This is a genomic window from Candidatus Pelagibacter sp., assembly GCF_052049935.1.
Taxonomy (GTDB): Bacteria; Pseudomonadota; Alphaproteobacteria; order Pelagibacterales; family Pelagibacteraceae; genus Pelagibacter.
This window is the reverse complement of record NZ_JBNGZA010000008.1, coordinates 40,027-54,435: the sequence shown is the minus strand read 5'-3', so window position 1 is coordinate 54,435 and position 14,409 is coordinate 40,027. Positions and strand designations below refer to the sequence as shown.

At 27.2% G+C, this 14,409-nt stretch carries 15 protein-coding genes; 9 read left to right on the top strand and 6 right to left on the bottom strand.

Annotation, left to right across the window (positions count from 1 at the left end; all coding sequences use genetic code 11):
* Positions 1-2 precede the first annotated feature (2 nt).
* From dnaX to kdsB, 3 genes are all read right to left on the bottom strand, one after another.
* Positions 3-1,667: a DNA polymerase III subunit gamma/tau gene (dnaX, locus tag ACTT90_RS04935; protein WP_440937714.1), complete on the bottom strand. Its 1,665-nt coding sequence runs from the start codon at positions 1,665-1,667 to the stop codon at positions 3-5.
* 137 nt (positions 1,668-1,804) lie between these two features.
* Positions 1,805-2,638 carry a prephenate dehydratase gene (locus ACTT90_RS04930; RefSeq protein WP_440937713.1) on the bottom strand — a complete coding sequence of 278 codons (834 nt, stop codon included), beginning with the start codon at positions 2,636-2,638 and terminating at the stop codon, positions 1,805-1,807.
* A 1-nt stretch (position 2,639) separates the two neighbouring features.
* Entirely contained in the window at positions 2,640-3,371 is a 732-nt protein-coding gene (gene kdsB / locus ACTT90_RS04925) for a 3-deoxy-manno-octulosonate cytidylyltransferase (protein WP_440937712.1), read from the bottom strand.
* A 90-nt stretch (positions 3,372-3,461) separates the two neighbouring features.
* Between kdsB and ACTT90_RS04920 the strand changes: the two genes are divergently transcribed.
* Positions 3,462-4,001: a c-type cytochrome gene (locus ACTT90_RS04920; protein ID WP_440937711.1), complete on the top strand. Its 540-nt coding sequence runs from the start codon at positions 3,462-3,464 to the stop codon at positions 3,999-4,001.
* Here ACTT90_RS04920 and argF read toward each other — a convergent pair.
* Positions 3,993-4,922, bottom strand: a complete 930-nt coding sequence (argF, locus tag ACTT90_RS04915) for an ornithine carbamoyltransferase (protein WP_440937710.1) — start codon at positions 4,920-4,922, stop codon at positions 3,993-3,995. The two genes, ACTT90_RS04920 and argF, sit on opposite strands and share 9 nt — an antisense overlap.
* A gap of 4 nt (positions 4,923-4,926) precedes the next feature.
* Entirely contained in the window at positions 4,927-6,090 is a 1,164-nt protein-coding gene (locus tag ACTT90_RS04910; RefSeq protein ID WP_440937709.1) for an aspartate aminotransferase family protein, read from the bottom strand.
* A gap of 135 nt (positions 6,091-6,225) precedes the next feature.
* Here ACTT90_RS04910 and ACTT90_RS04905 point away from each other — a divergent pair, with 135 nt between their 5' ends.
* Positions 6,226-6,717, top strand: a complete 492-nt coding sequence (locus ACTT90_RS04905; protein ID WP_440937708.1) for a GcrA family cell cycle regulator — start codon at positions 6,226-6,228, stop codon at positions 6,715-6,717.
* 8 nt (positions 6,718-6,725) lie between these two features.
* Here the strand turns inward: ACTT90_RS04905 and ACTT90_RS04900 are convergent, their stop codons facing one another.
* On the bottom strand, positions 6,726-7,685 hold the full coding sequence (locus ACTT90_RS04900) for a complex I NDUFA9 subunit family protein (protein ID WP_440937707.1): 960 nt from the start codon (positions 7,683-7,685) through the stop codon (positions 6,726-6,728).
* 15 nt (positions 7,686-7,700) lie between these two features.
* Here ACTT90_RS04900 and ACTT90_RS04895 point away from each other — a divergent pair, with 15 nt between their 5' ends.
* Genes ACTT90_RS04895 through ACTT90_RS04865 form a run of 7 tightly spaced genes read left to right on the top strand, consistent with a single transcriptional unit; the run spans position 7,701 to position 14,405 of the window.
* Entirely contained in the window at positions 7,701-8,312 is a 612-nt protein-coding gene (locus ACTT90_RS04895; RefSeq protein WP_440937706.1) for a ribonuclease D, read from the top strand.
* A gap of 11 nt (positions 8,313-8,323) precedes the next feature.
* Positions 8,324-9,295, top strand: coding sequence for a KpsF/GutQ family sugar-phosphate isomerase (locus ACTT90_RS04890; protein ID WP_440937705.1), 972 nt, complete (start codon positions 8,324-8,326; stop codon positions 9,293-9,295).
* 3 nt (positions 9,296-9,298) lie between these two features.
* Positions 9,299-9,907, top strand: coding sequence for a hypothetical protein (locus tag ACTT90_RS04885; RefSeq protein WP_440937704.1), 609 nt, complete (start codon positions 9,299-9,301; stop codon positions 9,905-9,907).
* Positions 9,908-9,909: 2 nt separating this feature from the next.
* Complete coding sequence (locus ACTT90_RS04880) at positions 9,910-10,689, top strand: ATP-binding cassette domain-containing protein (protein WP_440937703.1); 780 nt, start codon at positions 9,910-9,912, stop codon at positions 10,687-10,689.
* A gap of 8 nt (positions 10,690-10,697) precedes the next feature.
* Positions 10,698-12,032: a 3-phosphoshikimate 1-carboxyvinyltransferase gene (gene aroA, locus ACTT90_RS04875; RefSeq protein ID WP_440937702.1), complete on the top strand. Its 1,335-nt coding sequence runs from the start codon at positions 10,698-10,700 to the stop codon at positions 12,030-12,032.
* Positions 12,029-12,697: a (d)CMP kinase gene (locus tag ACTT90_RS04870; RefSeq protein ID WP_440937701.1), complete on the top strand. Its 669-nt coding sequence runs from the start codon at positions 12,029-12,031 to the stop codon at positions 12,695-12,697. Before aroA ends, ACTT90_RS04870 begins: the two co-directional genes overlap by 4 nt.
* On the top strand, positions 12,684-14,405 hold the full coding sequence (locus ACTT90_RS04865; RefSeq protein WP_440937700.1) for a S1 RNA-binding domain-containing protein: 1,722 nt from the start codon (positions 12,684-12,686) through the stop codon (positions 14,403-14,405). The genes ACTT90_RS04870 and ACTT90_RS04865 overlap by 14 nt, the downstream gene beginning before the upstream one ends.
* Positions 14,406-14,409: the final 4 nt, after the last annotated feature.

Here is a 14,409-nt window from a genome sequence, read left to right as displayed (position 1 = left end):
TATTATTTATCCTCACTTTTTTCTTTAATGTCTATAAGCTTAATATCCGGAAACTTCTCTTTTAAATCTAAAAAAAATTTTGATTTTTGAATTGTTTCTATTTTTTGATTTTTTTCTTTTTTTAATTTTTCTTTTAAAGAAATTTCACCTGTGGCTTTGCTTAATGTAATTATCCAACGTTCGCCTGTCCATTCTTGCAATTTAAATGTTAAATCCTTAATAAAGTTTTTGTCTAATTTTTCATTAAATGAAATTTCAATTCTTAATTTTTCAAACTTAACTAAATTTACATTATTTTCTAATTCGTATTTTAATTTTATTTCTTTGTTTTCATTACAAATTTTTATCAAATCATCAAACGAGGTTATTTTAAAAGTATTTATACTTTCTATTTTTGATGTTTCTTTCTTAGGCTCAGTTTCTTTATTTTGAGAAATATTTTTTATTTGATTGATTGTCTTATTCGAATTCGAATTTCCATCACTTTTTATTTCTGGTAATTCTACTTTTTCACTGGTCTCATCTTTTAATTTTTTTTGTGTTTGAGGTTTGTTTTCTTTAACACCGGTTAAATAAATCAATCTCAACAAGAACATTTCAATAGTTAAGTTTTGATTTGAAACAATATCAAGTTCTCCTAATGTTTTAATAGTAAATTGCCAAAAAAGAATTAAAGAACTGCTATCTAAATTTTCAGAAATTTTTTTGATTTCATTAAATTCGACATCATTAAGTGCAAAGTTTGTACTTTCTACTGTTAATGAATTAATATTTTTAAAATAATATAAAAGTTCAAGAAAATCATTTATGAATACTTTTGGATCAACTCCTTGATCATAAATTTTTCTATATATATCTATTACTTTTGCTTCATTGCCTTCAAAAATAAATTTAAACAACTCAATTAATTTAGATTTATCAAAGAAGCCAAAAATTTGTTGTGCTTTTTCAAGAGACAATTCTTCATTTTCAGAATTTGATAACAAACCTCTATCTAACAAAGATAACGAATCTCTCACTGAGCCTTCTGAAATTTTTACAATCAATTTAAGAGCATCATCAGAAATTAAACCATTCTCTTTTAAAGATATTTGTTTTAAAAAATCAAATAATTCTGAAGATTTAATTCTGGAAAGATCAAATCTTTGACATCTGGAAACAACAGTAATAGGAATTTTTTTAATTTCGGTTGTTGCAAAAATAAATTTTAGATATTCTGGTGGTTCTTCTAAAGTTTTTAATAACGCATTAAAAGCTTGTTTACTCAACATATGAACTTCATCAATGATGAAAATTTTATATTTAGCTGAAGTTGGTCCATATCTAGAAAATTCAATTAAATCTCTAACATCTTCCACGCCAGTTTTGCTAGCAGCATCCATTTCTAAAACATCAATGTGATTAGAATTTGAAATAGCTTCACAATTTTCACACAGATTTTCTTTGCAAATTTTTTCCACTCCATTGATACAATTTAGAGCCTTTGCAACAATCCTTGCTGTTGTTGTTTTTCCTACTCCTCTAATACCTGTAAATAAATATGCATTAGGTGTTTTGTTTGAAAGAATTGAATTTTTTATTGTTTCAACCATTACCTCTTGGCCAATTAATTCATCAAAAGTTGATGGTCTATATTTTAAAGCTAAAACTTTATTATTTTTATTCATAAAATTACAAGGAGACTAGAACCTGAATAACTGTCTCTACGACTGCTTCCGTTAAGATCTGGTCGGGTTCAAGCAGCACCCACCTCTAGCCTCCAAAACTATTATAGCAGTAAATTTTTATTTTCTTCAAGAAAAGATTATTTTTTACTTCTTGTCTTAGAAGCTTCAAAAACACCTAGAACGTGAAAATCCTCACAATGTAAACCAAGTTCTTCTAAAGACTTTTGAACTTTGGTGTCTTCAATATGTCCATCTAAATCGCAAAGGAAGAAATAAGAATCAAATGAATTTTTTTCTGGATAACTTTGTAATTTCGTTAAGTTAACACCATTAATGGCAAACCCTCCTAATGATTGATACAACGCAGCAGGTTTACTTTTTAATTTAAATAAAAATGAAGTTATATATTTTTCTTCTTTAAATTCCGGTTGGTAAATATTTTTACCCATTACCAAAAATCTTGTAAGGTTTCCTTTTTCATTTTCAATATTATTCTTTAATATTTTCAAGCCATAAGTTTCTGCACTTAAAACTGAAGCTATAGCAGCTTTACTTTTGTCTTTGAAACTTGAAACCATTTCTGCTGATCCAGCTGTGTCTGCTCTAACATGTTCAATCAAATTGTTTTTTTTTATAAAATTTGAGCATTGAGATAGCGCTTGAGCATGTGAGTAAACATCTTTAATATCTCTTAAATCAGAGTCTGATGTTCCTAAAAGATTATGTTCTATTTTTTGAAAGTATTCAGCATAAATATTTAATCTGTATTTAAAAATTAAATATTCAATGCCAATATTTCCTGTAATCCTATTCGATTCTGGGACTACTATTCTAGAGTCTGGATCTGATGTTCCTTTTTCAAAACATTCATCAAATGTTTTGCAGGGAATTACTTCTGCATCTTCATCGATATTTTTAGAAGCAATATGAGAATAAGCTCCATAAGTTCCTTGAAAATAAATTTTTTTCATATCAATTTTTATATTCCATTATTTTTTTTATAGCTAGATAATCTTCCAAAGTATCAACCCCTATTGGACTATATTTTGCTAATGACACATTTATATCAATTCCATTATCTAAAGCTCTTAATTGTTCTAGTCTATTTTTTTTTTCATTTTCAGTTTGGGGTAAATTAATAAACTTTTCTAAAGTGCTTACTGAATAGCAGTAAATGCCTAAATGATGATAAACTTTTTCTTCAAGATCAATCATTCTTTGAAATTTAACTGCTGTAGGAAAATTTTGAGTATTAAGAATTTCATTAGTTTTAACTTTCACTACATTTTGATTTTTAAGATCATCTTGATTTTCAATTATAGAAGCTAATGTACTCATGCTTGAATGTTCATTGTGAGATTTAATATTCAAACTTTTTATATCCTCAATATTAATCATTGGCTCATCTCCCTGAATGTTCATCACAAAATCGATATCTTTTTGATTATATTTTTTGAGAGCTTGATATATTCTATCTGTGCCAGTTTTATGGTTATTATCGGTTAAAATCGCTTCACCTCCATTTTTCTTTACGTCGTCTATTATTTCTTGATCTTCTGTAGCTACAATTACATCACCAATATCGGCTTCCACAGCTTTTTTATATACTGTAGAAATTATAGAAATATTATTTATTTTTAGAAGAGGTTTGCCAGGTAATCGTGTTGCTGACATTCTAGACGGTATTATTACAAGTGTTTTCATTGTTCTATGGATTATACAGAGGCAAAATTATCCAGTTAAAATAAGTTTATTTTTAAGATTACATGTTATACGTACTTTCAATATTATAAAATGGATTCATTCGAAATAAATAAAATTATTGCTGCTGTTTTACTAGTTGCTCTTTTAGTAATTGGGATAGGTAAGGTTTCTAATATATTATTCTATGTAGAAAAACCAAAAACACCAGGTTACGCAGTTGAAGTTGAACAAGCATCTGGTAGCTCAATTACAACAACTGAAGTTGTTGAAAAAGTTGTAGATATTGCCGCTCTAATGGCATTAGGTGATGTAGCAAGTGGTGAAAAAATTTTCAAAAAATGTGCAGCTTGCCATTCAATTAATAAGGGTGGCAAACATAAAATTGGCCCAGCTCTATATAATGTTGTTGGAAGAAAAGTTGGAGGAGTTGAGGACTACAAATATTCTAAAGCGCTAATAGCTTATGAAAAAGAATGGACATTTGAAGAGTTAAATGGATTTTTGATAAAACCCGCAAAACATATTAAGGGAACCAAAATGGCTTATGCGGGTCTTAGAAAAGAAGCAGACAGAGCATCTGTTATAAAATACCTAAACTCTAACTCTGATAGTCCGTTACCACTACCTTAATTTACCGAAACAAAACAGTAATATACTTTTTTGCACATGAACTCTGTTGAGTGCTTGTAGCCATACATGAGAGTTTTTACTTTGGAAAACTTTATTATCAACTTCATTACCTCTGGGAAGACAATGTAGAAATATACATTTTTTTTTTGCATATTTAAAAAGTGAACTGGTGATTTTATATTTTTTAAAGTCTTTTAATTTTTTTTTTACATTAACTTTATCGTTGAGAGATATCACTTTATCAGAAAAGACAACATCAGCATCTTTAATAGAAATTTTTGGATCACTGTTCACTTTAATAAATTTATTATGTTTTTTTGCCCAATTAAGAATAGCTTTATTGGGTAAATAATTATTTGGACATCCAATATTTAAATTGAATTTAAATTTTACAGATGCAGCAATAAGACTATTCAAAACATTATTAGAGTCACCTATCCAGCAAATATTTAATTTTGATATATTTTTTTTAGTCAATTCTTCGACAGTAAATATATCTGATAAAATTTGAGTAGGGTGAGAAGATGGGCTCAATCCATTAATTACAGGTATATTGGAAAATTTCGCAAAATTATCTATTTTTTTATCATCATCAGTTCTAAGCATAAAACCATCCCCATATGTTGATAAAATTTTTGCAGTATCTTCAAGACTTTCTCCACCCTGTCCGAGATGTAATTCATTTGATCTAAGGGTGATTGTTCCACCTCCTAATTGTTTAATTGCTAAATTAAAACTTAACCTCGTTCTTAAACTAGACTTTTCAAACATTTGAATTAGTAATTTTCCTCTTAAAGGTGAATTTTTATCCACATCTAAAGTATTAAGTTTTTTTCTTAGACTCTTTCTCTTTTTCGCATCAGTTAGAATTTTTCTTAAATCTGTGGAAGATATATCTTTAAGATGGATAAAATGTTTCATAGAACTAAAAAGTTTTGCAAACTTTATCAAAAATTTTAACTGCCTGATCAATTTCTTTTTTACTAACATTTAAAGGTGGTAAGACTCTCACAACATTTTCAGCAGCTCTAATTGTTAGTAATTTATTTTCCATTAATTTTTTAATAAATTCAGTTTGATCTACTCTTAATTTTACGCCAATAAGTAAACCTCTGCCTCTAATCTGATCTATAATTTTTGGGTATTTATTTTTAATTTCATTCAATTTTTGATTAAAGTAATTTGACTTCATTTTAACATTTTTTAAAAATTTCTTATTTGAGATAATATCGAAAACTTTATTTCCTATACTCATAGCTAAAGGGTTTCCACCAAAAGTCGTTCCGTGAGTGCCTGGTATCATTGCAGATGCAACTTTTTTATTCATTAAAACTGCACCAATTGGAAAACCACCTCCAATACCCTTTGCAATTGGCACAATATCTGGTTTAACTTTTGATCTCTCAAAAGCAAAAAAGTCTCCAGATCTTCCTATGCCACATTGAACTTCATCTAAAATTAATAAAATTTTCTTTTTATAACAGATTTTTCTTATCTCTTTTAAACACCAATCAGGTATAACCTTAATACCTCCTTCTCCCATGATTGTTTCAATCATTATTGCGGCAGTGTTTTTAGTGATTTTTTTTTTAAAGGATTTATGATCTCCAAAAATAAAGTGATCAAATCCACTGATTTTTGGGCCAAATCCTTCTGTCATTTTTTTAGAGCCACTTGCATGAATTGCAGCAATTGTTCTTCCATGAAAAGAATTTTTCACACATAAAATTCTATTTTTTTTTGGTTTACCGATAGAATAAAAATAACGTCTTGCACATTTAATCGCAGCTTCAGTGGCCTCTGCACCAGAATTTTGAAACATTACATAATCAGCAAATGTTTTTGATGCTAATTTTTTTGCTAATTTTTCTCCCTCTGGAATTATAAATGCATTAGATACATGCCAAATTTTTTGAGCTTGATTTTTTAATACCTTTATTAGGTTTGGATTAGAATGTCCTAGCGAATTTACTGCTATACCTTGAACAAAATCTAAATATTTTTTTCCATCAGTTGAATATAAATAACTTCCCTTTCCTCGTGAAAAAGAAATTTTCTTTCGGTTGTAATTTTTTACTAAGTTGCTCATAAAATTTGTTTTTATTTTTATACAATTTTAAATTGAAATTAGTATTGTTAATAACTTTAAATTATATGTTGTTTAATATTATAATTTAACTTTATATAGTATTTATGAAAATTACCTGCACAATATGTTGATTATATGAGTTGGACTAACGAAAAAGTTGAAAAATTAAAAGAATTATGGGGAAAAGGCAATACGGCAAGTCAAATTGCTGAAATTATTGGCGGCGTAAGTAGAAATGCAGTAATCGGTAAAGCTCATCGTCTAAATTTGTCTGCAAAAATTAAAACAAGATCTTCAGGTAATAATTATAACTCTGGTGCAAATTTAAATTCAGATCCTAGTCAAAAAAGATCAAGAAAAAGTAAATTTAAATCTTTAATTATTGAAAATGATTTTGAACCAGAAAATCCAAAGCAACTAGAAGAGCTAGATGAAAATTCTTGTAAATGGCCTATAGGACATCCTAACGAAAAAAGCTTCTATTTTTGTGGAAGATCATCTTTAAAGGATTTCTCTTATTGCAAATTACATTTACTATATGCTTATCAACCTAAAGGCAAAAAAGATGAATTTGTTGCTAAAGATGACGTTCCTGATTTTATAGAGAAAAAAATTAAATCAGCATAGAATTTTTGTTATTTATTTAAATACTTTTCTGTAGAAAACTGCCCACCTTCTTTCCACATGTAGCAATATTTTTTTACTTCGTCTCTAAATATCTTTTTGCTAGGTACTCCTATACTTGAATTAGTTTTTAATTTATTTGAATAGACATTATCATGTTTCAATAATTTCAATTGGTCAGTTGTTAACAAAGGATTAGGAAGGAATTCCATAGTTTTGGCAATAATATTTCCAAAAAATAATGGCAATGGTAACAACAATCTTTTCTTTTGGATTAATTGCATCAAAGTCTCAACTATATCTTTAAAACTTAAAACTTCAGGGCCACCACATTCAATTAATTCAGATTTAATTTCATCAATTAATACTTTAAAAATTATGTCTGTTAAATCTGAGCAATGTATAGGCATAAATTTTGTTTGACCATTGTAGTAAAGAGGGAATATAGGAAGTCGACTTAATAAAGTCATAAAAGTTGTCGTAAAATTATCATCTACAGAATACACAACAGAGGGTCTTAATATTGTAGTGCTTGGAAAAAATTCTTTTATAATTTCTTCTCCTTTAAGCTTACTAACTGCATATTTTGATTCAGGAGAATCATCTATCCCTAGTGCAGATATATGTACAAATTGATCTAATTCATACTCTTTACATAGAGATGCCAGCAATGAAGGAAAGTTTGTGTGTATATTTTTGAAATTATTTTTACCCTTTTCAAATAAAATACCTACTAAGTTGATGCAAATATCTGCTTTTTTAAATAATGGTCGAATAAATTTTTCATCGAATGGATTAGCTTCTATTATTTCAATATAGCCGGCATTTGCTTGGGTTTTAATAAAATTTCCTTTTTGATGTAAATTTCTTGTAACAACAGTAACTTTAAAATTATTTTTTGCTAATTTTCGAAGTAAATTACTTCCAATTTGACCGGTTCCACCAAAAATTAGACAATTTTTTGCTTTCATATATACACTCTATAAATGTCTACTGATATAAAACTTCATAAAAATGATTTACCAGATGATTTGCAATTAGGCAATGTAATAGCTGTAGATGGTGAATTCATGGGTCTTAACGTTAAAAGAGATCCTTTATGTTTAATACAAATTTCTAGTGGAAAAAATGATGCTCACATAATTCAACTAGACAGAAATAATTATATTGCTCCAAATCTTAAAGAAATTTTAGAGAATGAAAATGTGACAAAAATATTCCATTATGGAAGGGCTGATCTTGCTCATATTAAGTATTATTTAAAAGCAAAAACAAAAAATATACTTGATACGAAAATTGCATCAAAACTTGCGAGATCTTACTCTGACAATCATTCGCTAAAAACACTAATTAAAGAATTTAAAAATGTTGATATTAGCAAACAATTTCAAAGTTCTGACTTTGGAGGAGAGCTAACTTCAGCTCAATTAAAATATTGTGCAAACGATGTAATATTTTTACACGAAATACATTCTAAACTTGAAGAAATATTAATTAGAGAAAATAGAATTAATCTTTACAAGCAGTGTTTAAATTTCTTAAATACTAGAGTTGAATTAGATTTGGCGTTATTTAAAGATGATATTTGGGCACATTAAGTTTTTTATATATGAAAAATAAAAGTTATCGCAACATAGGAAAAAAAGTAATTGAACTTGAAATAAAGGCTCTACAAAATCTTAAAAATTCACTTTCAGCTTCTTTTGATATTGCCGTTAAAGAAATTAGTAAATGCAAATCCAAAGTGATTTTATGTGGAGTTGGAAAAAGTGGATTAATAGCTTCAAAAATATCTGCAACGCTTTCTTCTATAGGCACACCATCATTTACACTTTCAGCAGGTGATTGCTCTCATGGAGATTTAGGAAGTATATCCAAAAAAGATATTTTGATTTTAATCAGCTATTCTGGCAACACAGAAGAGTTAAAAAATTTAATTGAGTATGCAAATAGGAATGAAATAAAACTAATAGGAATTGTTTCCAAAAAAAATTCAATTTTATACAAAAATTCAAATATAAAATTATTTATACCTGAGGTCCAGGAGTCAGGTTATGGGATTGTTCCAACCTCAAGTACAACATCACAATTAGCTTTGGGTGATGCAATTGCAATTTCACTAATGCAATTAAAAAAATTTGATAAATTAGATTTTAAAAAGTTTCATCCAGCAGGATCTCTTGGAAAAAAATTAAGAACTGTTGAGGATTGTATGCTTATCAAAAATAAAATACCATTTATTAATGAAAATTATGAAATGAAAAAAGCAATTAATTTAATGGAAAATAAAAAACTTGGAGTTCTAATAATAAGAAACAGTAAATTACAAACAACAGGTATATTGACTGATGGGGATATTAAAAGAGTTTTACAAAAAAAAATAAATTTTGGAAAAATAAAAATAAAAAATATTATGACAAAGAAACCAATATCAATAGAAAAAGATTCTTTGGCTGCGCGTGCACTTTCTATAATGAATCAAAAAAAAATAACTAGTCTTTGTGTTTATAAAAAACCACAAAAAAATAAAACTATTGGCATAATTCATATACATAATCTTTTAGAGTCAGATATTAAATAGTTAATGAATAAGAAAGTATTCATTCAAGGTTTTCTTTTCACAATATTAATTTTTTTTATATATACTTTTACTTTTAATTACTTTTTTAAAAATAAAAAAGAAGATAAAATTGAAATTAAAGAAGATTCAATCGATAACAACCAAAACTTAATTAGAAACATTAAATATAATTCAAAAAATAAAAAAGGTGACACTTTTTCTTTAGTTGCAGATTATGGTGAGATTGATGCTAAAAACTCTAATCAACTTTTTTTAACCAATGTTAAAGGTCAAATAAATACAATTGATGGACAGCAAATTAATATTGTTTCTAATTTTGCTGATTTTGACAATAAAAGCTTTGAAACTAAATTTTTAGAAAATGTAACAATAATTTCAAATGATGAAAAAATATATGGTGACGAACTTTACATAGTTTTAGACGCATCTGAGCAAGAACTAATTAAAAATCCAAAAAAAATCCAAAATAAAGCAATTTTAACAGGTAATATAAAAATTTTGAGAGAGGATTATAAAATAAATTCTGATGTAGTAGAAATTGATTTGATAACTCTAGATTCAAAAGTATATATGCTTGATAATAAAAAAAAAGTTACAATTGAAAATTATTAAAAATGTCAGTTATAAAAAAATTTAGGATTACAAAAATTAAAAAGCAGAAACCACTAATTTCATTAAAAAAAATTTCACTATCATTTAATAAAAAACATATTGTTCTTGATAATATTTCATTAGATATCTCTAAGGGTCAAGTTATAGGATTACTTGGGCCTAATGGTGCTGGAAAATCTTCTTTGATGAATATTATCACAGGATTAGTAAAACCAAATTCAGGTGAAATATTTATTAATAACCAAGACATATCACAATACCCAATATATGAGAGATCAAAAAAATTTAAAATTTCTCTAGTACCACAGATTGGAGGTTTTTTTTCTGACTTATCTACTGAAGACAATTTAAATGCTGTTGGAGAAATTCAAATAAAAAACAGCAAAGAACGAAAATCTAAAATTGAACAATTAATTTCAAAGTTTGAATTAGATGTTGTTAGAAAAATAGAAGCAAAATTTTTAAGTGGAGGAATGAAAAGAAGATTAGTGATAAGTATGAGTTTACTAGGTGATCCTGAAATTTTATTAATGGATGAGCCATTAGCTGCATTAGACCCTCAGACAATACAAATGCTTCAAAATATAATTGTTACCTTACAAACAGAATATAATTTAACAATTATAATAACAGATCATCAGGCAAGAGATTTGCTAGCAGTTTGTGACAAAGCTATTATTTTATCTAACTCAAAAGTTGTTGCAGAGGGTACTCCTAATCAACTTATAAATAATAAAGACGCAACAAAATATTATTTTGGAGAAAATTTTAAATTTAAATAATACATAAATTGAAAAATTACATTGAAATCAAAAAAAAATTAAAAAAAATTACATGTAAATCTCTTAATTTACCTGGGGATAAATCATTAAGTATAAGATTTGTAATTTTATCTTCTCTTGCAAATGGAAAAAGCACAGCAAAAAATATTTTAAAATCTGAGGATGTTATAAACACCATTAATTGTATTAAAAAACTTGGAATAAAAGTGCATCTAAACAACAATATATGTTCTGTTTATGGAAAAGGTCTTAAAGGTTACAAATATAAAAAAAATTTAATATTTGATGCTGGGAATTCTGGTACGTGTGCAAGGTTATTTCTTTCCGCAGTAATCGATACAGATAAAAAAATTAAAATTATAGGAGATGAATCTCTATCTAAAAGAGATATGAAGAGAGTTATAGTTCCATTAAAAAAGTTTGGTGCAGATATAAAAAGTAATAATGGCTTTCTTCCTGTAATAATTGATAAGGCAAAAAATCTTAGACCAATAAAATATTCTGAAAATTTAGGGTCTGCGCAATGTAAATCAGCTGTAATGATTGCAGCGCTTAAAACAGATGGTTTGACTTACTTAAAATGTAAAAGTTCTAGAAATCATTCTGAGCTTATGTTTAAAAATGTTTTAAAAGTGCCAATCAAAACAAAAAAACAAAATGGATTTGATAAAATAAAAATTAAAGGAAAAAAAGAATTTAATTCATTTAACTACAAAATACCCAGTGATATATCATCAGCAGCTTTTTTCATTACACTTACCTTGCTCACTAAAAATGCTTCAATTAAATTAAAGAATATTAATACTAACACAACAAGGACTGGTTTCATAAAAATTTTAAAATTGATGGGAGCAAATATCAATTATGAAAATAAAAAAAAAATAAATGGTGAAGAAGTTTCTGATATAATTGTTAAATATACAAAAAACTTTAGATCTATAAAATTAAATCCAAAGTATAATAGTTCAGCTATAGATGAATTTTTATTGTTATTTATTATTGCTGGATTAAGTAATGGAATAAGTTACTTTTATAAATTATCAGAATTGAACAAAAAAGAGTCTAAAAGATTGGATTGGGGACTCAAAATTTTGAAATTAATTGGAATTAAAGCGCAATTTACAAAAAATAGCGGTATCAAAATTTGGGGAAATCCAAAATTAGTGATTAACAAAAATATTGTTATTAAAGATTTTATGAAAGACCATAGAATTTTTATGGTATCTGTGATTGTGGCTCTTTCATTAGGAGGAAATTGGAAAATATACAATCCAGAGTCTGTTAAAACTTCTTTTCCTGAATTTATAAGATTAATAAAAAAAGTTGGTGGAAGAATTCTTTGAAAAAAAGAGAAAAAATTCTTAAAATAGCAATTGATAGCCCTGCAGCAGCTGGGGCAGGAACTTTAGCAAAACAATTAGCTAAAAGCTTTAATCTTTTATATGTAGACACTGGAAAACTTTATCGATTAGCAGCATATTACAGACTAAAGTATCCAAAAAAATTTAATTTATCTTTTCTAAAGAAAAAAATTAGTAGACTAAACATCAATGATTTACAAAAAAAGGAGCTTATTTCTGATGAAGTTGGCACGGAAGCATCTATAATTTCAAAAAATATAAATGTAAGAAATATTGTACATAATATTCAGATTAAGGCTGCCTACAATCCTCCCTCAAATTATAGTGGCTCTTGTCTTGATGGCAGAGATATAACTTACAATATAATACCCGATGCTGATTTTAAGTTTTTTATAACCGCTAATTTAAAAGTCAGGGCTTTACGTAGATTTAAAGAATTAAAGAAATTAAATACAAATATTACTTATTCAAAAGTGTTAAAAAGCATCAAAAATCGTGATTATAGTGACTTTAATCGAAAAGTTGCTCCTCTTAAGAAAACTAAAGATTCTATATTGATAAATACCTCAAATTTAACTAAAAGAGCGTGTTTTTTAAAAATAAAAAAATTAATAGATAATAAACTAAAAAATAATGGAAATTTATAAAGATTTAACAAGCGCGTCATCCAAGGAATTTGAAAAACTTTTAAGCAACCAACTCTCAAAAATCAATATTGAAGAGGGTAAAATAATTGAAGGTAAAATCAACAACATTACAGAAAAATTCGTCTTTTTATTTATTGACGGATTAAAAAGTGAGCCAGTTTTAGATATCAATGAACTTAAAAGCATTGGTTTAACTGAAAAAATTAAAATAGGTGAAACAATACCAGTTCTTCTGGAAAAAATAGAAGATAAAAATGGTGAAGTTTTAGTATCAGCCAGTAAAGCACAAAAAATTAAAGGATGGGAGAAACTTGTTGAAGCTTATGAAAATAAAGAGCCTATAATGGGAAAAATTACATCTAAGTGCAAAGGTGGATGTATTGTCGAACATATAGATACTGGGTCATTAATGTTTTTACCTGGTTCACAAATAAGTGATAAGCCAATGAAAGATATTAGTCATCTAATGAATGAACCTCAGAAATTTGCTTTAATTAAGCTAGACAAAGTTAGAGGTAATGCTTGCGTTTCAAGAAAAGAAATTGTTTCTTCTTTTAAAAAGGAAGATAAAGCGAAAATAATAGAAAAATACAATGTTGGTGACATAATAAAAAATGCTGAAGTTAAAGGATATAGTTCTTTTGGATGTTTTTTTAGTGTTAATGGGGAACTTGATGTGCTTGTTCACTTACAAGAAATTTCCTATTCAAGAGTCAATCACCCTGATGAAGTTTTCAATATTGGAGAAAAACACGACTTAAAGGTTATTTCAGTAGATAAAGAAAAACTACAAGTAGGTTGTAGTGTAAAACAATTATCACCTGATCCGTTTGATCATATTGAAAATTATGAATTAAATAAAATTTATAAAGTTAAAGTTCAAAAAATTATGGACTTTGGAGCTTTTTGTGAACTTGAACCTGGTTTAACAACTTTGCTTCATTCGAGCGAATTAAGTTGGAACAAAAAGAATGTGTCTGCAAAAAAACTATTTAAAGTGGGTGATGAAATAGATTGTGTAATTACTGAAATAGATAAAGACAAAAGAAGAGTTGCTATTTCTTATAAATTAACTCAAGAAAACCCGTATGAGATTTTTGAAAAAAATAACCCTGTAGGTACTATTATAGATGGTGTAGTTAACGCTAAAAATGAATATTCTTTGTTTGTTAAATTCGATGGGTTTGATCTAGAAGCTTTCTTGCATTGTAACGATTTAACATACTCTAATAATGGTGAAAAAGAATTATCAAATTATAAAAAGGGTGACAAAATTAAAGTTAAAGTTCTTGAAATTAAACCAGACGAACAAAAAATTCGAATTGGACACAGGCAAGTTAATCCTGACCCAATAGAATGGTTTAAAGATAAAAAAATAAATCAAATCATAACTGTAAAAATTATCTCTACAGACAATAAAGGTATTTTTGTTAAACCAGAGGGATGTGAGTTGGAATTCTTAATTAAGAAATCCCAAATTGCAATTAGCGCTGCAGATGCAAGACCATCTAGATTTACTGGTGGTGAAAAAGTTGATTGTGCAATTTCAGAATTAGATTTAAATAAAAGAAAAATTTCACTAAGCATGAAATTACTTGAGGAAATTGAGAGAAAAGAGGCATTAGATAAGTATGGAACAGAATCATCTGGAAAAAATCTTCCTTTCTCATCCCTTTCTGAAGATTTAAAGAAGAAAGAAAAAGAGTAAAACA

Excerpts from the sequence above, each read along its gene's own strand:
- dnaX (WP_440937714.1), bottom strand. The coding sequence starts at position 1,667 with ATGAATAAAAATAATAAAGTTTTAGCTTTAAAATATAGACCATCAACT.
- ACTT90_RS04930 (WP_440937713.1), bottom strand. The coding sequence starts at position 2,638 with ATGAAAAAAATTTATTTTCAAGGAACTTATGGAGCTTATTCTCATATT.
- kdsB (WP_440937712.1), bottom strand. The coding sequence starts at position 3,371 with ATGAAAACACTTGTAATAATACCGTCTAGAATGTCAGCAACACGATTA.
- ACTT90_RS04920 (WP_440937711.1), top strand. The coding sequence starts at position 3,462 with ATGGATTCATTCGAAATAAATAAAATTATTGCTGCTGTTTTACTAGTT.
- argF (WP_440937710.1), bottom strand. The coding sequence starts at position 4,922 with ATGAAACATTTTATCCATCTTAAAGATATATCTTCCACAGATTTAAGA.
- ACTT90_RS04910 (WP_440937709.1), bottom strand. The coding sequence starts at position 6,090 with ATGAGCAACTTAGTAAAAAATTACAACCGAAAGAAAATTTCTTTTTCA.
- ACTT90_RS04905 (WP_440937708.1), top strand. The coding sequence starts at position 6,226 with ATGAGTTGGACTAACGAAAAAGTTGAAAAATTAAAAGAATTATGGGGA.
- ACTT90_RS04900 (WP_440937707.1), bottom strand. The coding sequence starts at position 7,685 with ATGAAAGCAAAAAATTGTCTAATTTTTGGTGGAACCGGTCAAATTGGA.
- ACTT90_RS04895 (WP_440937706.1), top strand. The coding sequence starts at position 7,701 with ATGTCTACTGATATAAAACTTCATAAAAATGATTTACCAGATGATTTG.
- ACTT90_RS04890 (WP_440937705.1), top strand. The coding sequence starts at position 8,324 with ATGAAAAATAAAAGTTATCGCAACATAGGAAAAAAAGTAATTGAACTT.
- ACTT90_RS04885 (WP_440937704.1), top strand. The coding sequence starts at position 9,299 with ATGAATAAGAAAGTATTCATTCAAGGTTTTCTTTTCACAATATTAATT.
- ACTT90_RS04880 (WP_440937703.1), top strand. The coding sequence starts at position 9,910 with ATGTCAGTTATAAAAAAATTTAGGATTACAAAAATTAAAAAGCAGAAA.
- ACTT90_RS04865 (WP_440937700.1), top strand. The coding sequence starts at position 12,684 with ATGGAAATTTATAAAGATTTAACAAGCGCGTCATCCAAGGAATTTGAA.